The 17,305-nt window shown below is 63.0% G+C and carries 18 protein-coding genes; 15 read left to right on the plus strand and 3 right to left on the minus strand.

Translation table 11 applies throughout. The features are described from left to right. Positions 1–2: 2 nt before the first annotated feature. The 3 genes from H3H39_RS08560 to kynU form a co-directional block, all read right to left on the minus strand. A complete protein-coding gene (locus H3H39_RS08560) occupies positions 3–548 on the minus strand; it encodes an RBBP9/YdeN family alpha/beta hydrolase (protein ID WP_182152934.1) in 546 nt (181 codons plus the stop codon). A 72-nt stretch (positions 549–620) separates the two neighbouring features. Then, positions 621–1,484 carry a tryptophan 2,3-dioxygenase gene (gene kynA, locus H3H39_RS08565; RefSeq protein ID WP_182152935.1) on the minus strand — a complete coding sequence of 288 codons (864 nt, stop codon included), beginning with the start codon at positions 1,482–1,484 and terminating at the stop codon, positions 621–623. Positions 1,485–1,504: 20 nt separating this feature from the next. Beyond that, entirely contained in the window at positions 1,505–2,755 is a 1,251-nt protein-coding gene (gene kynU, locus H3H39_RS08570; protein WP_182152936.1) for a kynureninase, read from the minus strand. 646 nt (positions 2,756–3,401) lie between these two features. Here kynU and flhD point away from each other — a divergent pair. The 15 genes from flhD to H3H39_RS08645 all read left to right on the plus strand — a co-directional run bounded on the left by flhD (position 3,402) and on the right by H3H39_RS08645 (position 17,278). Continuing rightward, positions 3,402–3,719, plus strand: coding sequence for a flagellar transcriptional regulator FlhD (gene flhD, locus H3H39_RS08575; RefSeq protein ID WP_182152937.1), 318 nt, complete (start codon positions 3,402–3,404; stop codon positions 3,717–3,719). Positions 3,720–3,758: 39 nt separating this feature from the next. Next, positions 3,759–4,304: a flagellar transcriptional regulator FlhC gene (gene flhC / locus H3H39_RS08580; protein WP_182152938.1), complete on the plus strand. Its 546-nt coding sequence runs from the start codon at positions 3,759–3,761 to the stop codon at positions 4,302–4,304. A 40-nt stretch (positions 4,305–4,344) separates the two neighbouring features. Then, on the plus strand, positions 4,345–5,172 hold the full coding sequence (locus H3H39_RS08585) for a class I SAM-dependent methyltransferase (RefSeq protein WP_229217928.1): 828 nt from the start codon (positions 4,345–4,347) through the stop codon (positions 5,170–5,172). 187 nt (positions 5,173–5,359) lie between these two features. Continuing rightward, positions 5,360–6,220 (plus strand): flagellar motor stator protein MotA, encoded by an 861-nt coding sequence (motA, locus tag H3H39_RS08590; protein WP_182152939.1) that lies wholly within the window; start codon positions 5,360–5,362, stop codon positions 6,218–6,220. A 52-nt stretch (positions 6,221–6,272) separates the two neighbouring features. Beyond that, positions 6,273–7,199: a flagellar motor protein MotB gene (gene motB, locus H3H39_RS08595; protein ID WP_182152940.1), complete on the plus strand. Its 927-nt coding sequence runs from the start codon at positions 6,273–6,275 to the stop codon at positions 7,197–7,199. 45 nt (positions 7,200–7,244) lie between these two features. Next, positions 7,245–7,793, plus strand: a complete 549-nt coding sequence (locus tag H3H39_RS08600; protein ID WP_182152941.1) for a chemotaxis protein — start codon at positions 7,245–7,247, stop codon at positions 7,791–7,793. Positions 7,794–7,861: 68 nt separating this feature from the next. Further along, a complete protein-coding gene (locus tag H3H39_RS08605; RefSeq protein ID WP_182152942.1) occupies positions 7,862–8,227 on the plus strand; it encodes a response regulator in 366 nt (121 codons plus the stop codon). 45 nt (positions 8,228–8,272) lie between these two features. After that, positions 8,273–10,498 (plus strand): chemotaxis protein CheA, encoded by a 2,226-nt coding sequence (cheA, locus tag H3H39_RS08610; protein WP_182152943.1) that lies wholly within the window; start codon positions 8,273–8,275, stop codon positions 10,496–10,498. A gap of 29 nt (positions 10,499–10,527) precedes the next feature. Further along, positions 10,528–11,016 carry a chemotaxis protein CheW gene (locus H3H39_RS08615; protein ID WP_182152944.1) on the plus strand — a complete coding sequence of 163 codons (489 nt, stop codon included), beginning with the start codon at positions 10,528–10,530 and terminating at the stop codon, positions 11,014–11,016. A 134-nt stretch (positions 11,017–11,150) separates the two neighbouring features. Further along, positions 11,151–12,866: a methyl-accepting chemotaxis protein gene (locus H3H39_RS08620; protein ID WP_182152945.1), complete on the plus strand. Its 1,716-nt coding sequence runs from the start codon at positions 11,151–11,153 to the stop codon at positions 12,864–12,866. A 64-nt stretch (positions 12,867–12,930) separates the two neighbouring features. Further along, positions 12,931–13,803 carry a CheR family methyltransferase gene (locus H3H39_RS08625; RefSeq protein WP_182152946.1) on the plus strand — a complete coding sequence of 291 codons (873 nt, stop codon included), beginning with the start codon at positions 12,931–12,933 and terminating at the stop codon, positions 13,801–13,803. Positions 13,804–13,812: 9 nt separating this feature from the next. Further along, positions 13,813–14,409 carry a chemoreceptor glutamine deamidase CheD gene (gene cheD / locus H3H39_RS08630; protein WP_182152947.1) on the plus strand — a complete coding sequence of 199 codons (597 nt, stop codon included), beginning with the start codon at positions 13,813–13,815 and terminating at the stop codon, positions 14,407–14,409. Between the two features lie 32 nt (positions 14,410–14,441). Further along, on the plus strand, positions 14,442–15,512 hold the full coding sequence (locus H3H39_RS08635; RefSeq protein ID WP_182152948.1) for a protein-glutamate methylesterase/protein-glutamine glutaminase: 1,071 nt from the start codon (positions 14,442–14,444) through the stop codon (positions 15,510–15,512). A 125-nt stretch (positions 15,513–15,637) separates the two neighbouring features. Beyond that, on the plus strand, positions 15,638–16,027 hold the full coding sequence (gene cheY, locus H3H39_RS08640; RefSeq protein WP_008450066.1) for a chemotaxis response regulator CheY: 390 nt from the start codon (positions 15,638–15,640) through the stop codon (positions 16,025–16,027). A 42-nt stretch (positions 16,028–16,069) separates the two neighbouring features. Continuing rightward, positions 16,070–17,278: an EAL and HDOD domain-containing protein gene (locus H3H39_RS08645; protein ID WP_182152949.1), complete on the plus strand. Its 1,209-nt coding sequence runs from the start codon at positions 16,070–16,072 to the stop codon at positions 17,276–17,278. The last annotated feature ends 27 nt before the right edge of the window (positions 17,279–17,305 follow it).

A 17,305-nucleotide genomic window follows, 5' to 3' on the forward strand; every position in this document is an offset into this window, starting at 1 on the left:
ATCTAGCGCTGCAGCTGAGCGCAGAAGTCCAGCAGCAGCTGTTCACCTTCCGGCCACGGGCCGTAGCCGGCGTCGCCATTGATGTGGCCCGCGTCGCCGATGGTCACCAGGCGGCTGCCCCACGCGGCCGCGAACTGCTGCGCGCGCTCGATGCGGACATATGGATCGTCGGTGCTGGCCACCACCAGGCTGGGGAAGGGCAGCGGCGCCAACTGCATGGGCTGGAAGCCGGTGGTGCAGTCGGGGTAGCTGGGCGCATCGACGTCGCTGGGGCCGACCAGGAAGGCGCCGGCCACCCGCGCGCGCGAACCGGAGGCGGCCCAGCGCGTCACCAGGCTGCAACTCAGGCTGTGTGCGGCCAGCACGGGCGGCTGTGCGCAGGCGGCGATGGCCGCATCCAGTTCCGCCACCCATTCGGCGCAGTCGGGAGTGTCCCAATCGCGATGCGGCACACGCAGCCAGCCGGGATGTTTGGCTTCCCACTGGGTTTGCCAGTGCAGCGGTCCCGAATTCCACAATCCGGCCAGCGTCAGTACCTGCGGTTCCATGCGTCGCCCTTTCAATGTTAAATGAAAGGCAATGATAGCCGAAGTGGGCCGCGACTGTGCGCGGCCGTACCGTTACAGCTCCGTACGCAGGGCGAACAGTTCCGGGAACAGCACCACGTCCAGCATCTTGCGCAGGTAGCTCACGCCGGCCGTGCCGCCGGTGCCGGTCTTGAAGCCGATGATGCGCTCGACCGTCGTCACATGGCGGAAGCGCCAGAATCGGAACGCCGTCTCCAGGTCGACCAGCTTCTCGGCCAGCTCGTACAGGGCCCAGTGGTGGTCGGGGTCGCGGTACACTTCCAGCCAGGCAGCCTTGACAGAGGCGTCCGCCACGGTGGGCTGGGTGCAGTCCGCGTTCAGGCGTTCGGGCGAGATGGCCAGGCCGCTACGGGCCAGCAGATGGATGGATTCGTCGTACAGCGACGGTGTGCGCAGCGCCGTATCCAGCAGCGCGAATACTTCCGGCGTGGTGCTGTGCACATTGAGCAGGGCCGCGTTCTTGTTCCCCAGGATGAATTCAATCTCGCGGTACTGATACGACTGGAAGCCGGACGAGGCGCCCAGGTAGGGGCGGATGGCCGTGTATTCGGGCGGCGTCATGGTCGCCAGCACATCCCATGCGTGCACCAGCTGATCCATGATGCGGGCCACGCGGGCCAGCATCTTGAAGGCGGGCGCCAGGTCGTCGGCGCGCAGGTGGGTGCGCACGGCGTGCAGCTCGTGCAGCATCAGCTTCATCCACAGTTCGCTGGTCTGGTGCTGGACGATGAACAGCATTTCATTATGGTTGGGCGACAGTGGATGCTGCGCGTTGAGGATCTGGTTCAGGCCCAGGTAGTCGCCGTAGCTCATCGATTTGCTGAAGTCCATCTGGGCGCCATGCCATTGGGTGGAGTGCGGGCAGCCGCCCGCGCCTTGTTTGTCTTGTTCGCTCATGGAGTGCTCTATATAAAGTGTCAGGTCACGGCGTCGCGCTGGGCGTTCACGTCGTAGGCTTGCCGGTCCAGGATGTCGCGCAGGATCTCGACCGCGTCCCACACGTCGGCATGGCTGGTGTAGAGCGGTGTGAAGCCGAAGCGCATGATGGACGGCTCGCGGTAGTCGCCGATCACGCCGCGCGCGATCAGGGCCGACATCACGGCATAGCCATGCGGATGGGCGAAGCTGACCTGGCTGCCGCGGCGGGCGTGCTCACGCGGCGTCACCAGTTCCAGCGGATGGGCGGCGCAGCGCTGCTCCACCAAGGCGATGAACAGGTCGGTCAGGGCCAGCGACTTGGCGCGGATGACGTCCATGGTGGTTTGCGCGAACACGTCCAGGCCGCATTCGACCATGGCCAGCGATACCACCGGCTGGGTGCCGCACAGGGCGCGGCCGATGCCGTCCGTGGCGCTGAAGTGGGGCGCCATCGCGAACGGCGCCGCATGGCCCCACCAGCCCGACAGCGGTTGCTGGAAGCGGGCCTGGTGGCGGGGGGGGACCCAGATGAAGGCGGGCGCGCCGGGGCCGCCGTTCAGGTATTTATAGGTGCAGCCCACGGCCAGGTCGGCGCCGTCCGCGTGCAGGTCGACCGGCACGGCGCCGGCCGAGTGGGCCAGATCCCACACGATCAGGGCGCCGCGCGCATGGGCCAGGGCGCTGGTGGCGGCCATGTCGTGCTGGTAGCCGGTGCGGTAGTTGACGTGGGTGAGCATGACGACGGCCGTGTCGGCATCGATCGCCTGGGGCAGCTCGTCCACGGTATCGACCAGGCGCACGGTATAGCCCCGCGCCAGCCAGGACGACAGGCCCTGCGCCATATAGATATCAGTGGGGAAGTTGCTGCGTTCGGTGACGATGACGCGGCGGGCGGCCCGTTCCGGGTCGTCGGCCTGCATGCGCAGGGCGGCGGCCAGTGCCTTGAACAGGTTGACGGAGGTGGTGTCGGTCACCACCACTTCGCCGGCGGCGGCGCCGATCAGGGGTGCCAGCCGGTCGCCCAGGCGGCGCGGCAGGTCGAACCAGCCGGCCGTGTTCCAGCTGCGGATCAGGTCGTGGCCCCATTCGCGGGCGATCACATCCTGGGCGCGGGCCAGTGCCGCCTTGGGGCGCGCGCCTAAAGAATTGCCATCCAGATAAATAACGGATGGCGGCAAGTCGAACTGGTCGCGCAGGGCGGCGAGCGGATCACGCGCGTCGCTTTCCTGACAGTCTATGCGAGTAGTCATTCAGTAACTTTCTTCGGGTAGAGGAAATACTTGAGGCCTCAACAATTGAAGCGCTAGCCGCGAGTGTAGCAATTTTTTCTTCGTTTTAGCCAAAAACAGGGCCGATCCGCCCGGTTCCCGGATCACCGCATTGCCCGCAAACCCGCATGAACAGGGGCTTTGCGGCCGATCACCCCATTATTTTCAAAAATTTTCAAAAAAATTCAAAAAAACCCTAAAGTTCCCCAAAACCCTGCCGTTACCAGTTTCATGAGGCGGCTGAAAAGATGCTTCGGACGGTCCCGGCGGGGCGGATGTAAAAAATCGAAAAATTTTTCAATTTTTTTCGTCCAGACCCTAAAGTTCCTGAAAAGGCTGCCGTTACCGGTGTAGATGTGGCAAAAATGAGTCGCTGTAACGCACTATTTTGATGCTAAGGACAGGATGTTGTTGAAGCTTCCCGACCGCTTGAAACCCGCGCCGCAAGGGCGTTGGAGACTGATCTGCGAGTGTTTGTAAGACAAACACCGACAGGTCGCACCCGCTATTTCCCGACGAAAAATACAGAGAGTAGCCTCTACTCCGTTTTTTGTTGCTCCCGCAGAATGTATCTCACTGGAAACGCAATTGTGTTCCGAGCTGAAGATAACGGATCGAGGAGATGGAAATGACTGCTAACGATATGATGGCTGAAATTCGCGACGCAAACCTGAGCTACCTGATGTTGGCGCAGCAGATGATTCGTGCGGACAAGGTGACGGCAATCTTCCGCCTGGGCATCGCCGCTGAAATCGCCGAGCTGATCGAGGGCATGAGCAACGCCCAGATCCTCAAGCTCGCCGGCGGCAACATGATGCTGGCCCGCTTCCGCTTCGACGACAGCGCCATCCTGTCCATGCTGACCAGCCACAACAAGGATCGCTCGCTGGCCCAGTCGCACGCCGCCATCCTGATGGCCGGCCAGCCAGTGGAAGAAATCGTTTAAGATTCCACTTTTCACCAGCAACATCCAGGAGAGCACATCATGGCCACGAAAAGTGTCGTATCGGAAGCCCAGGAAATTCAGCTTGCGATCGAACTGATCCAACTCGGCGCCCGCCTGCAGTTGCTTGAATCGGAAGTGTCGCTGTCGCGCGAGCGTTTGCTCAAGCTGTACAAGGAATTGAAAGGGGTGTCGCCACCCAAGGGCATGCTGCCGTTCTCGACCGACTGGTTCCTCACCTGGCAGCCGAACATCCATTCCTCGCTGTTCATTAATATCTACAAGTTTCTGGTCGACCATGCCGGCGCCACCGGCATCGAAGCCATCATGAAGGCCTACAAGCTGTATCTGGAACAGATGCCGCCGGAACCGGGCCAGGAACCGCTGCTGTCGCTGACGCGCGCCTGGACCCTGGTGCGTTTCTTCAGCAGCAAGATGCTGGAGCTGGCCCCGTGCGGCAAATGCCAGGGCAAGTTCATCGTCGACAGCATGGACTTGAACGGCAGCTATGTCTGCGGCCTGTGCCACATGCCTTCGCGCGCTGGCAAGACCAAGAAATCCCGCGCCGCCGACACCCAGACCGCGTGACGGTCGCCACCCCAGTTTCCCGGCACGGGCCGGGCAGGGCATGAGCCGGCCCACCAAACCCACGCCTCCCACGCGACCCGCGCCTCGCGCCACTGCCACACCAGCCGCGCCGCGCGGCCGCCTGCTGCGTGCCCCCGCCGTGCAAGCCTTGCTGATCCAGTGCGTGGCCGTGCTGCCCACGCTGTTCCTGGTTTACCTGCTCGCCACCGTGCGCCTGCCTGTCACGCTGCTGACCGTGGCCTTGCTGCAGGGCGCGCTGGCGGCGCTGGCCACGTATAAGCTGGGCCTGGCGCCGTGGTGGCGTCCCATCCAATGCCTGTTCCCTGTCGCCTTGTTGGGCGCCAGCGCGCTGCATCTGCCGCCGTCGCTGTTCCTGGGCGCCTTCCTGTTCCTGCTGGTGCTGTACTGGTCCACCTTCCGCACCCAGGTGCCGTACTACCCGTCGCGGCTGGCCGTGTGGCAGGCCGTCGAGCCGTTGCTGCCGGCCGGACCGGTACGCATGATCGATATCGGCAGCGGGCTGGGCGGGCTGGTGCTGTACCTGGCGCGCCGCCGTCCCGATGCCGATTGCGTGGGCATCGAACTGGCACCGTTGCCGTGGGCCGTGAGTGCCGTGCGGGCCAGGCTGGCGGGGAGTGCGGCCCGCTTCCTGCGCGGCGATTATGAATTACTTGATTTCGCTCAATTTGACCTCGTGTTCGCCTACCTGTCGCCGGCCGCCATGGCGGGCCTGTGGCGCAAGGCGTCAGCGGAAATGCGGCCCGGGACCGTCCTGCTCAGTTATGAGTTCGGCATCGCCGCCCGCGCCCCCGACCGCACCCTGGTTCCCATCGTGGGCGGCCCCACTCTGTACGCATGGTACTTTTAAGCATCATTTCGTGTTATTTACTTGCCGGGTAGCCAATCTCACGTTATTGTAGTTCCACGTATAAACTTATTGAATTCAGAGGGCGGCTGAGCGACCATGCCGGCCCTCTTCGCGCAGCCGGCGTCCAGCTTCACCACTGTGACGGAGCCGGCGGCGCGATGCCGCACATTGAGGGGAGTCAGCGCACTTGTTAGTCATCATTGGATATATCGTAGTCTGCGCTGGCGTGTTCGGCGGTTTTGCGCTCAATGGCGGGCATCTGGCCGCGCTGCTGCAGCCGCTGGAACTGGTGATGATCGGTGGCGGCGCGGCGGGCGCCTTCCTGGTCGGTAACAACGGCAAGGCCATCAAGGCCACGCTGGCCGCATTGCCGACCCTGTTCCAGGGGTCGCGCTACACCAAAGACCTGTACATGGAGCTGATGTCGCTGCTGTTCGACATCCTGTCCAAGGTCCGCAAGGAAGGTTTGATGTCGATCGAAGGCGATATTGATTCGCCGCATGAGAGCCCCTTGTTCAGCAAGTATCCTGCCGTACTGCATGACCACCATATTATCGAGTTCATGGCCGATTACCTGCGCCTCATGGTGTCGGGCAATATGGATGCGTTCCAGATTGAAAACCTGATGGATAACGAGATCGATACCCACCACCACGAAGGCATGGTGCCGTCCCACGCGCTGGCCAAGCTGGGCGACGGCATGCCGGCGTTCGGTATCGTGGCGGCCGTGATGGGCGTGGTGCACACCATGGAATCGGTGGGCATTCCGCCGGCCGAGCTGGGCATCCTGATCGCGCACGCGCTGGTCGGTACCTTCCTCGGTATCTTGCTGGCCTACGGTTTCGTCGGTCCGCTGGCCAGTTTGCTGGAACAGAAACTGGAGGAGTCGACCAAGATGTACCAATGCGTCAAAGTGACCTTGCTGGCCAGCCTGAATGGCTACGCGCCGGCGCTGGCGGTGGAATTCGGCCGCAAGGTGCTGTACTCGACCGAGCGTCCTACCTTCGCCGAGTTAGAGGACCATATCAAGAAATCGAAGTCAAAGTAAGTCTGACCGCACGGTATGATCTCGGGTATGACGCACATCACAAGGACAGGACATGGCTGAAGAAGGCTTGCGGCCAATTATCGTCAAGCGTATCAAGAAGAGCGGCGGTGGTCACCACGGCGGCGCGTGGAAGATCGCGTACGCCGACTTCGTGACGGCCATGATGGCCTTCTTCCTGTTGATGTGGCTGCTCGGCTCCACCACCAAGGGCGACTTGAACGGCATCTCCGAATACTTCAAGACCCCGCTCAAGGTGGCCATGCAGGGCGGCGCCGGCAGCGGCGACAGCTCGTCCGTCATCCCCGGCGGCGGCAAGGACTTGACGCGCAAGGAAGGCCAGGTCAAGGCCACCGATGATCCGTCCATGAAGAAAACCTACAACCTGTCGGCCGCCAAGCAGGCGCTCGAGCACGAGGAAACCTTGCGCCTGCAGGCCCTGAAGGACAAGATCGAATCGAAGATCGAATCGAACCCGCTGCTCAAGAAGTACAAGAACCAGCTGCTGCTGGACTTCACCAGCGAAGGCTTGCGGATCCAGATCGTCGACGAGCAGAATCGCCCCATGTTCGCGCTGGCCAAGGCTGAGCTGCAGCCCTACACGCGCGACATTTTGTACGAGATCGGCTTCGTGCTGAACGACGTGCCCAACAAGATCGGCCTGTCCGGCCACACGGACGCCACCCCCTACATGAGCGATGCCGGCTACAGCAACTGGGAATTGTCGGCCGACCGCGCCAACGCCTCGCGCCGCGCCCTGATCGCCGGCGGCATGAACGAGAACAAGATACTGCGTGTGGTGGGGCTGGCCTCGGCCGCCAACCTGGACAAGCAAGACCCGTTCAACCCCATCAACCGCCGCATCAGCATCATTGTGATGAACAAGAAGACGGAAGAAAATGTGATGCGCGACAGCGCCAAAATCGATGTCGGCACCGCCGAACCTGCAACCAGGGCGGCGGCCGCCGCGGCCGGCAAATGACGCTGGCGCGGCGCGCGGAAGGATGAGCAGGAGATTGAGACAGTTATGACGAGAAAAAAAATATTGGGCTCCCATGTGAAGCGCCTGTTGTCCGGCGTGTCCGACCATGGCCGGCGCCACCTGACGGAAGTGGAGACCGACTTGATCCAGACCGGCCTGCTGCTGGAAGAGGCGATCGAGAAGCTGACCTTCAACTTCATGGCCATCCACCAGGCGGTGGAGGCGGAGCAGGAAACCATCCAGCTGCTGCTGGCCGGCGGCACCCCCACGGCCGAGCAAAAGGCCAAGCTGGAGGAGTTGCACGCCCAGGTGGGCAACCACGTCAACGCGGCCATCACCAGCATGCAGTTCCAGGACATGACGAGCCAGCTGATCGACCGCACCCTGAAACGGGTCACCGGCTTGCGCGAGTTTCTGGGCACCCTGGGCGCGCATGGCGCCGAGATGCTGCCCGAGAGCGACAACGAGGAAATCGTGGCGTTGCTGGGCAAGGTCAGCATGGCGCTGGCGATACAGAGTCTGGAACTGCGCAGCGTGCTGCGCAAGGCTGTCAGTCAAAAACACCTGGAGAGCGGCGATATCGAGCTGTTCTAGCCCGGTCCGGCGCATGATCGATTTAAAAAAGAGGGGCGTGGCCCCGGAATTGAAGAGTGAGAGCAAAGATGGCTAAAACAATACTTGCAGTTGATGATTCCAGTTCCCTGCGCCAGATGGTGGCCTTCAGCCTCAAGGCTGCCGGCTACCAGGTGGTGGAGGCGGTCGATGGCCAGGACGGTCTGGAAAAAGCCAAGCTGCAGACGGTGGACCTGGTGCTGACGGACCAGAACATGCCGCGCATGGACGGCCTGCAGCTGATCAAGCTGCTGCGTGAGCTGCCCGCTTACCAGAAAGTGCCGATCCTGATGCTGACCACGGAATCGTCCGACGAAATGAAGTCCAAGGGGCGCGCCGCCGGCGCCAATGGCTGGCTGGTCAAGCCATTCGATCCGCAGCGCCTGATCGAGGTTGTGAAAAAGGTCATCGGCTGATGAAGCGAGTGCACTGATGCAAAGCGAACTTCACGGAGTCTCACCATGACCATCGATATTAGCCAGTTCTTCCAGGTCTTCTTCGATGAGGCCGAGGAACTGCTGGCTGAAATGGAACGGCTGCTGCTGGCCGTCGACATCGACGCGCCCGACGCCGAGGATCTGAACGCGATCTTCCGCACCGCCCATTCCGTCAAGGGCGGCGCCTCCACGTTCGGCGTGACCGACATGACGGAAGTGACCCACATCCTGGAAACCCTGCTCGACCGCGTGCGCAAGGGCGAGATGGCGCTCACCTCCGAGCATGTGGACGCCTTCCTGGCCGCCAAGGACATACTCAAGATGCAGCTGGACGGCCACCGCCACGGCGCCGAGGTGGACCAGGATGCCGTGGCCGACGTGCGCATGATGCTGCAATCGCTGTCGCAGGACGCGCCGGTGGCCGCACTGGCCCATATCGCGCCGTCGTTCCACGGCGCGCCCGAAGCGGCCAGCGTGGACCACAGCGGCGGGCGGCGCTACCGGCTGGAACTGCCGGTCATGGCGCACCGTGAAGTGACGGCGCTGGGCGCGGAGCTGGGCTTGATGGGCCACGTCTCCATCACCCCGCTCGACCACGACCGCAACGCCATGCTGGTCACCACCCATGAAAGCCTGGACGACATCATCGCCATCTGCTCGTTCGTGCTCAATCCGGACCAGATGGTGGTCACTGAATTGCCGGCCCTGACACCCGAACAGGCCAGCCTGGAACAGGCGGAACGGGCCAAGGCGGAGGATGCGCTGGGCTACGGCTTCTTCGATCCCGTGGACTTGACGCCGGCCGCGCCGGCCGCCGGTCCCGCCGCCGGCCAGTCCGGCCAGGGCTACGGCTTCTTCCAGCCGCTCGACGAAATCCGCGCCGCCGCCGCCGAAGGGGCGGACGACGCGCGCGGCTATGGTTTCTTCCAGCCGCTCGAACAGATCCGCAGCGCCGCCGGCCTGCCGGCCGAACCGGCTCCCGTGGTGGTGCAGCAGCACGCCGAGGAACATGAGAAAAAGCCCGGCAAGAAGGAAGAGAAGGGCACGGCCGCGCCGGGCGCCGAATCGTCCTCGATCCGGGTCTCGATCGAGAAAGTCGACCAGCTGATCAACCTGGTGGGCGAACTGGTGATCACCCAGGCCATGATCGAGCAGCGGGTCGACACGCTCGACCCGATGGTGCACGAGCGCCTGCTCAACAGCGTCAGCCAGCTGACCCGCAACACCCGCGACCTGCAGGAAGCGGTGATGTCGATCCGCATGATGCCGATGGACTTCGTGTTCTCGCGCTTCCCGCGCATGGTGCGCGACCTGGCGGCCAAGCTGGGCAAGAAAGTCGATTTCATCACCAATGGCGCCGCCACGGAGCTGGACAAGGGCCTGATCGAACGCATCGTCGATCCGCTCACCCACCTGGTGCGCAACAGCATCGACCACGGCGTCGAGATGCCGGACGTGCGGCGCGCCGCCGGCAAGGCCGACGCGGGCCGGCTGTTCCTGTCGGCCAGCCACCAGGGCGGCAACATCATTATCGAAGTGTCGGACGACGGCGGCGGCTTGAACCGCGAGAAGATCCTGGCCAAGGCCATGCAAAGCGGCCTGGCCGTGAGCGACAGCATGCCCGACGCCGACGTGTGGCAGCTGATCTTCGCGCCCGGCTTTTCCACCGCCGAACAGGTGACGGACGTCTCCGGCCGCGGCGTGGGCATGGATGTCGTCAAGCGCAACATCACGGCCATGGGCGGGGTGGTCGACATCCGCTCGGCCAAGGGCTACGGCACCACCATCTCGATCTCGCTGCCGCTCACGCTGGCGATCCTGGACGGCATGTCGATCCGGGTCGGCGAGGAAGTCTACATCCTGCCGCTGGGCTTCGTGATCGAATCGTTGCAGCCGGCGCCGGAAGACGTCAAGGAAATCAGCGGCAAGGGCAAGGTGGTCAAGGTGCGCGGCGAATACCTGCCGCTGGTGCCGCTGTACCAGATGTTCGACATCACGCCGCGCTTCACCTGCCCGTCCGAGGGCATCGTCGTCATCATCGAGACGGAAGGGCGCAAGGCCGGCCTGTTCATCGACGACCTGGTGGGACAGCAGCAGGTGGTGGTCAAGAACCTGGAATCGAATTACCGCAAGGTGGCCGGCATCTCCGGCGCCACCATCCTGGGCGACGGCGGGGTGTCGCTGATCCTCGATGTGGCGGCCTTGATACGCTCGTCGCGCCAACTGGCCGACGAATCGATCTTTTCATGAATTCATTGATTTACAAATAGGGACGTATTATGGCGGAAGCGCTTACCATAGGAGCAAAAGAGATCGCCGGCCACGAATTCCTGGCTTTCACGCTGGGCAAGGAGGAGTACGGCATCGACATCCTGAAGGTGCAGGAGATCCGCGGCTACGAGGCCGTGACCCGGATCGCCAACGCACCGGAGTTCATCAAGGGTGTGATTAACCTGCGCGGCATCATCATTCCGGTGGTGGACATGCGCATCAAGTTCAACCTGGGCACCCCGGTCTACGACCAATTTACCGTGGTGATCATCCTGAACATCGGCGGACGGATCGTCGGCATGGTGGTCGATTCGGTGTCTGACGTGACCACGTTGACGCCGGAGCAGGTCAAACCGGCGCCTGAAATGGGGACCGCGTTCAGCACCGATTACATGATCGGTCTGGGCACGATCGACGAGCGCATGCTGATCCTGGTGGACATCGATAAATTGATGTCGAGCCCGGAGATGGGATTGATCGAGACGCTGGCCGCCTGAGGCCAGTGCACAGGCGCCGCGCAAGCGGCAACGGATACCACGCCATCGACGCTCCGCAGAGGGCGGCAGTGCGGCGTAGCGCCCAGGCGAGAGCGGGGCGCGGTAACTAGAGCAGGTAAAAGGGGAGAACTGAAATGAATTTGCGTAATTTTAAAATTGGGTCGCGGTTGATGTTGGGCTTCGGCGTCATCCTGCTGATCCTGGTGGCCATGGTGTTGTCGGCCAACTTCCTCAATTACAGCAACAAGGCCAAGCTGACCAAGGGCTTGCAGCTGTCGACCGCCAAGAGTCTGCAGGCGGCCATCATGAAGAGCGCCATGCTGGAAACCGGCATCGCGATGCGCAACATCGGCCTGCAGTCGGACGTGAGCCTGATGCAGAAAGAGGAAGCCAAGGTCAAGGACCAGCGCAAGGTCTATGAGACGGCCACCGGCCAGCTCAAGAGCCTGGGCTTGAACGATGCGGAAAAGAAGATCCTGGGCGATATCGCCACGCTCGATGCCGACACCGACGCCGCCTTCAAGGAAGCCATCGGCCAGGTGCTGGCCTTTAACAGCGAAGGCGCGGCCAAGGTGATCGCCAGCCGCATCGACCCGCTGAACCAGCAGACGCTGGCCCTGATCAACAAGGTGGTCGACATCCAGCAAGCGGCCGCCAAGGAGGTGATGGACAATTCCGTCAGCTCCGATACCCAGCTGATGCTGATGCTGTTCGGCCTGGGCGCCGTGGCCGTGGCGCTGGGTGTGGGCTGCGCGCTGATCATCACCCGTTCCATCACGGTGCCGCTGTCGGGCGCGCTGGTGGTGGCACAGAAAGTGGCGGCCGGCGAGCTGACCTCGCAGGTGACGGTGGAAGGCCATGACGAAACCAGCGAACTGCTGCAGGCGCTGAAAGACATGAACGAGAGCCTGGTCAAGACCGTGGGCGAAGTGCGCATCGGCACCGAGACCATCACCACGGCCTCGCAGGAAATCGCTTCCGGTAACGCCGACCTGTCCTCGCGCACGGAAGCGCAAGCGAGCTCGCTGGAGGAAACGGCCAGCTCGATGGAGGAACTGACCTCCACCGTGAAGCAGAACGCGGACAACGCGCGCCAGGCCAACCAGCTGGCCGTCTCGGCCTCCTCGGTGGCGGAGAAGGGCGGCGCGGTGGTGTCGCAGGTGGTCGATACCATGGGTTCGATCAAGGAATCGTCGCGCAAGATCTTCGACATCATCGGCGTGATCGACGGCATCGCCTTCCAGACCAACATCCTGGCGCTGAACGCGGCCGTGGAAGCGGCCCGCGCGGGCGAGCAGGGCCGCGGCTTCGCCGTGGTGGCATCCGAAGTGCGCAACCTGGCCCAGCGCTCGGCCGGCGCCGCCAAGGAGATCAAGGAACTGATCGGCGACTCGGTGGACAAGGTCGATGCCGGCAGCAAGCTGGTGGACGAGGCGGGCCAGACCATGGACCTGATCGTGACCTCGATCAAGCAGGTGGCCGACATCATGGGCGAAATCACGGCCGCCACCCAGGAACAGAGCAACGGCATCGAGGAAGTGAACCAGGCCATCACCCAGATGGACGAGATGACGCAGCAGAACGCGGCCCTGGTGGAACAAGCCGCGGCGGCCGCCGAGAGCATGCAGGAACAGGCCCACAACCTGGCCGAAGCGGTCAGCATCTTCAAGCTGTCGCATGAAGACCAGGTCCGCCGTCCGGCCCTGCCGGTGCGCGCCGCCGCCCCGGCCGTGGCCGCGCCCCGTCCTGCCCCGGCCCCGGCGCCGGTGCGTCCAACCGTCACGGCCCGTCCGGCCGCGCCCAAGAAGCTGGCCGCCGCCGCGCCTGGCGACGAGTGGGAAGAGTTTTAAGCCGGCCGTTTGGCCGGTATAGCAAGGCAGGCATTGTTGCAGGAATCAGTGAAGGGTATAACAAATGCCGAATGGTAAAGACACCGTCAAAGAGTTTGATTTCAACGCCAAGGACTTCGAACGGGTTCGCGGCCTGATCTACAAACGGGCCGGCATCTCGCTGGCCGACAGCAAGCAGGAGATGGTGTACAGCCGGTTGGCGCGGCGTTTGCGCGCCACCGGCATCGATAGTTTCGGCAAATACCTGGACGACCTGGAAGCGGGTCGGCTGGGCGAGGAGTGGGAGGCGTTCACCAACGCGCTGACCACCAACCTGACGTCGTTCTTCCGCGAGGCGCATCACTTCCCGCTGCTGGCGGAGCATGTGAAGCACTTGCAGGGGCCGATCACCATCTGGTGCTCTGCCAGTTCCACCGGCGAGGAACCCTATTCCATCGCCATGACCATGTGCGAGGCGTTCAACACGCTCACGCCGCCGTGCCAGATCATCGCCACCGACATCGACACCAACGTGCTGGCCACGGGCGCCAATGGCGTCTACACCATCGACCGGATCGAGAAGATGGCGCCCGAGCGCCAGCGCCGCTTTTTCCTGAAGGGCAAGGGCGACCGCGAGGGCATGGTGCGGGTGCGCCCTGAATTGCGCCAGCTGATCACCTTCAAGCAGCTCAACCTGCTGGCCGACAGCTGGCCCATCAGCGGGCAGTTCGACGTCATCTTCTGCCGCAATGTGATGATCTACTTCGACAAGGCCACCCAGCGCAAGATCCTGTCGCGCTTCGTGCCCCTGATGAAGCCGCATGCCCTGCTGTTTGCGGGCCATTCGGAGAACTTCCTCTACGTGTCGGACTCCTTGAAATTGCGCGGCAAGACGGTGTACGAGCTCGATACCCCGCACCAGGGCGCGGTGCACAAGGTTGCGGCCCACCGGACGTGAGAATAGAACATGGACCTCGAACAATTTGCCACGAACGTCTATTACGATAGAACGTTCGACTGCGATGCCGCCAAGATCCTGCCCGGCGAGTATTACTACACCAAGAAGGATATGCTGATCGTGACGGTGCTCGGGTCCTGCGTGTCGGCCTGCATCCGCGACCGCACCACGGGGCTGGGCGGCATGAACCACTTCATGCTGCCCGACGGCGGCGGCGACGGCAGTCCCGTGTCGGCCTCGGCCCGCTACGGCACGTATGCGATGGAGGTGCTGATCAACGACCTGCTCAAGGCCGGCGCCAAGCGCGAGAACCTGGAAGCGAAAGTGTTCGGCGGCGGCGCCGTGCTGAAAGGCTTCACGGCCATCAACGTGGGCGAACGCAACGCGGCCTTCGTGCTCAACTTCCTCAAGGTCGAGCGCATCCGCGTGGTGGCCGAGGATTTGAACGACATCCATCCGCGCAAGGTGTATTTCTTCCCCCGCACCGGCAAGGTGCTGGTCAAGAAGCTGATGCAAACCCATAACGATACGCTGGCGCGGCGCGAGATCGAATACGCCAGCCGGCTCAAGGTGGCGCCGGTGGCCGGCGCGATCGATCTGTTCTGACAAGAAGTGGGCGCTAGCCCGGAAAGACCTGTATGAAGATCAAAGTCCTGATCGTCGATGACTCCGCGCTGATCCGCAGCGTCATGACGGAAATTATCAACAGCCAGCCCGACATGGAAGTGGTGGCGACGGCCCCCGATCCCCTGGTGGCGCGCGAGTTGATCAAGCAGACCAATCCCGACGTCCTGACCCTGGACGTGGAAATGCCGAAGATGGACGGCCTCGATTTCCTGGAAAAGCTGATGCGGCTGCGGCCGATGCCGGTGGTGATGGTGTCGTCGCTGACGGAGCGGGGCTCCGAGATCACCATGCGGGCGCTGGAACTGGGCGCGGTCGATTTTGTCACCAAGCCCAAGATTTCCATCCAGGCCGGCATGCGCGAATACACGGAGCTGATCACGGACAAGATCCGGGCCGCCTCCAAGGCCCGGGTACGGGCGCGCACCCTGCCGCAGCCTGGCGCGGATGGCCATGCGCCGCTGCCCCAATTGCGCAATCCGCTCACCTCGTCGGAAAAGCTGATCATCATCGGCGCCTCCACCGGTGGTACGGAAGCGATCCGCGAATTCCTGATGCAGATGCCGTCCGACTGCCCCGGCATCCTGATCACCCAGCACATGCCGGAAGGGTTTACCCGCTCGTTCGCCAAGCGGCTCGATTCGCTGTGCAAGATCTCCGTGATGGAGGCGGCTGGCAATGAGCGCGTGCTGCCCGGCCACGCCTACATCGCCCCCGGCCATTCGCACCTGCTGCTGACCCGCAGCGGCGCCAACTACATGACCAAGATCGAACAGAGCGAACCGGTCAACCGCCACCGTCCTTCGGTGGACGTGTTGTTCCGCTCGGCCGCCCAGTGCGCGGGCAAGAACGCGGTGGGCGTGATTTTGACGGGCATGGGCAAGGATGGCGCGGCCGGCATGCTGGAGATGAAGACGGCTGGCGCGTATAATTTTGCGCAGGACGAAGCCAGTTGTGTGGTGTTCGGCATGCCGCGCGAAGCCATCGCCATCGGCGCCGCGCACGAGGTGGGCGCGCTGCAGGCCTTGCCTGGCATGGTGCTCGGTTACCTGGCGACCCACGGCATGCGCGCTTTGCGCGTGTAATCCGTGGAAGGATGACGTTTTACTGCGACTTTGTTCGCCTTCAAGCAACGAAAATGCTATCCTACAACTTGCTGGCAATTGTAGTCACTATTAACAACCGCGTAAGAGAATCAACGGAGTAATTCATGGCTGATCCAAAGATGAAATTTTTAGTAGTAGACGATTTTTCGACGATGCGCCGTATCGTCCGGAATCTGTTGAAAGAACTGGGTTATGCCAACGTCGACGAGGCTGAAGACGGCGTGATGGCGCTGGCCAAGTTGCGTGCCGAATCGTTCGACTTCGTGGTGTCGGACTGGAACATGCCCAACATGGACGGCTTGACCATGTTGCAAAACATCCGTGCCGATCCCGCGCTGGCCAAGCTGCCGGTGCTGATGGTGACTGCCGAAGCGAAGAAGGAAAACATCATTGCGGCGGCCCAGGCTGGCGCCAATGGTTATGTGGTCAAGCCATTCACGGCCGCCACGCTGGATGAAAAGCTCAACAAGATCTTCGAGAAACTCGGGGCCTGATGAGATGGGGAGGGCCTGAGTGGGCCTTCCTGGAACATCACCATGCATCAAACCAATTTCCTAGTCCGTGAGCCCTTGCTCGACCCCAAGCAGCGGGTGGTCGGCTATGAGTTGACGTGGCAACAGTCGTCGCTCGATCCGTTCACCGCGCAGGACCTGGAAGAGCTGGTCGGCTTCGTCGCCAGCCAGGTCAACGACGAGGACGGCGGCTGGCGGCTGCGCGACAAGATCCTGTTCCTGCAAGCCGTGCCGGCCATGTTGTCGACCGACGCCTTGTACAACATGCCGCCCGAACATACGGTCCTGTCGATCAAGACCAGCGAGCTGGCCAATCCCAATACGTTACAAGCGGTGCAAGCCTTACGCGCCGGCGGTGTCGGCATCCTGCTGCGCGACGCCGACCTGGCCCGCATCGGCAACCGCCTGCCCACCATCGCCTCCTACGTGGAAGTACGCTTCTCGGGCGCCGACGTGGCATCCCAGGCGCGCAGCTACGCGCTGCTCAAGCAATCGACGGTGCGCATGGTCGGCCGGCCCGTGACCACTTGGGCCGACTTCGACGCCTGCGCCGCGCTGGGGCTGGACGCCTTCGTCGGCAAGCTGCACCTGACGCCCCGTCCCGGCAGCGACGCCAAGGGCATGAACCCGGCCCAGACCATCATCATGCAACTGATGCAGATGGTGAAGCAGGAAGCGGACATTCAACAGATCGAAGCGGTGCTCAAGCGCGACGCCACGCTCTCCTACAAGCTGCTGCGTTTCATCAACTCCGCCGGTTTCGGCGCCGGGCGTGAAGTGCAATCGCTGCGCCAGGCATTGGCCCTGCTCGGTTACACGCCGCTGTACCGCTGGCTCACCTTGCTGTTGGCCACGGCCAGCACCAGCGGCTATTCGCCGGTGCTGCTGGAAACGGCCGTGGTGCGTGGCCGCGTGGCCGAGCTGCTGGGGCAAGCGGCGCTGGGCAAGAGCGAAGCGGAAAACATCTTCGTGGCCGGCATGTTCTCGCTGCTGGACCGGCTGCTGGGCATCCCCATGCAGGAAGTGCTGGAAGCGATCCAGCTGTCGGACGACGTGGTGGCCGCGCTGCTCACGCGCGGCGGCAAGTACGGCCCCTACCTGGCGCTGGCCGAAGCGTGCGAACTCAATTCCGCGCTGGTGGCATCGCTGGCCGCGTCGCTCAACCTGACGCCGCTGGACGTGAACAAGGCCCACCTGTCGGCCCTGGCCTGGGCCCAGAACCTGGCCGGCTGACTTGCGCCGGCGCGTAAGATAATTCGG

The sequence above is a fragment of the Rugamonas apoptosis genome (genome assembly GCF_014042355.1).
In the GTDB taxonomy this organism is placed as follows: Bacteria; Pseudomonadota; Gammaproteobacteria; order Burkholderiales; family Burkholderiaceae_D; genus Rugamonas; species Rugamonas apoptosis.

Excerpts from the sequence above, each read along its gene's own strand:
- kynA (WP_182152935.1), bottom strand. The coding sequence starts at position 1,484 with ATGAGCGAACAAGACAAACAAGGCGCGGGCGGCTGCCCGCACTCCACC.
- cheA (WP_182152943.1), top strand. The coding sequence starts at position 8,273 with ATGACCATCGATATTAGCCAGTTCTTCCAGGTCTTCTTCGATGAGGCC.
- H3H39_RS08605 (WP_182152942.1), top strand. The coding sequence starts at position 7,862 with ATGGCTAAAACAATACTTGCAGTTGATGATTCCAGTTCCCTGCGCCAG.
- H3H39_RS08615 (WP_182152944.1), top strand. The coding sequence starts at position 10,528 with ATGGCGGAAGCGCTTACCATAGGAGCAAAAGAGATCGCCGGCCACGAA.
- H3H39_RS08600 (WP_182152941.1), top strand. The coding sequence starts at position 7,245 with ATGACGAGAAAAAAAATATTGGGCTCCCATGTGAAGCGCCTGTTGTCC.
- H3H39_RS08585 (WP_229217928.1), top strand. The coding sequence starts at position 4,345 with ATGAGCCGGCCCACCAAACCCACGCCTCCCACGCGACCCGCGCCTCGC.
- H3H39_RS08635 (WP_182152948.1), top strand. The coding sequence starts at position 14,442 with ATGAAGATCAAAGTCCTGATCGTCGATGACTCCGCGCTGATCCGCAGC.
- kynU (WP_182152936.1), bottom strand. The coding sequence starts at position 2,755 with ATGACTACTCGCATAGACTGTCAGGAAAGCGACGCGCGTGATCCGCTC.
- cheD (WP_182152947.1), top strand. The coding sequence starts at position 13,813 with ATGGACCTCGAACAATTTGCCACGAACGTCTATTACGATAGAACGTTC.
- H3H39_RS08620 (WP_182152945.1), top strand. The coding sequence starts at position 11,151 with ATGAATTTGCGTAATTTTAAAATTGGGTCGCGGTTGATGTTGGGCTTC.
- cheY (WP_008450066.1), top strand. The coding sequence starts at position 15,638 with ATGGCTGATCCAAAGATGAAATTTTTAGTAGTAGACGATTTTTCGACG.
- motB (WP_182152940.1), top strand. The coding sequence starts at position 6,273 with ATGGCTGAAGAAGGCTTGCGGCCAATTATCGTCAAGCGTATCAAGAAG.
- H3H39_RS08645 (WP_182152949.1), top strand. The coding sequence starts at position 16,070 with ATGCATCAAACCAATTTCCTAGTCCGTGAGCCCTTGCTCGACCCCAAG.
- H3H39_RS08625 (WP_182152946.1), top strand. The coding sequence starts at position 12,931 with ATGCCGAATGGTAAAGACACCGTCAAAGAGTTTGATTTCAACGCCAAG.
- flhD (WP_182152937.1), top strand. The coding sequence starts at position 3,402 with ATGACTGCTAACGATATGATGGCTGAAATTCGCGACGCAAACCTGAGC.
- H3H39_RS08560 (WP_182152934.1), bottom strand. The coding sequence starts at position 548 with ATGGAACCGCAGGTACTGACGCTGGCCGGATTGTGGAATTCGGGACCG.
- flhC (WP_182152938.1), top strand. The coding sequence starts at position 3,759 with ATGGCCACGAAAAGTGTCGTATCGGAAGCCCAGGAAATTCAGCTTGCG.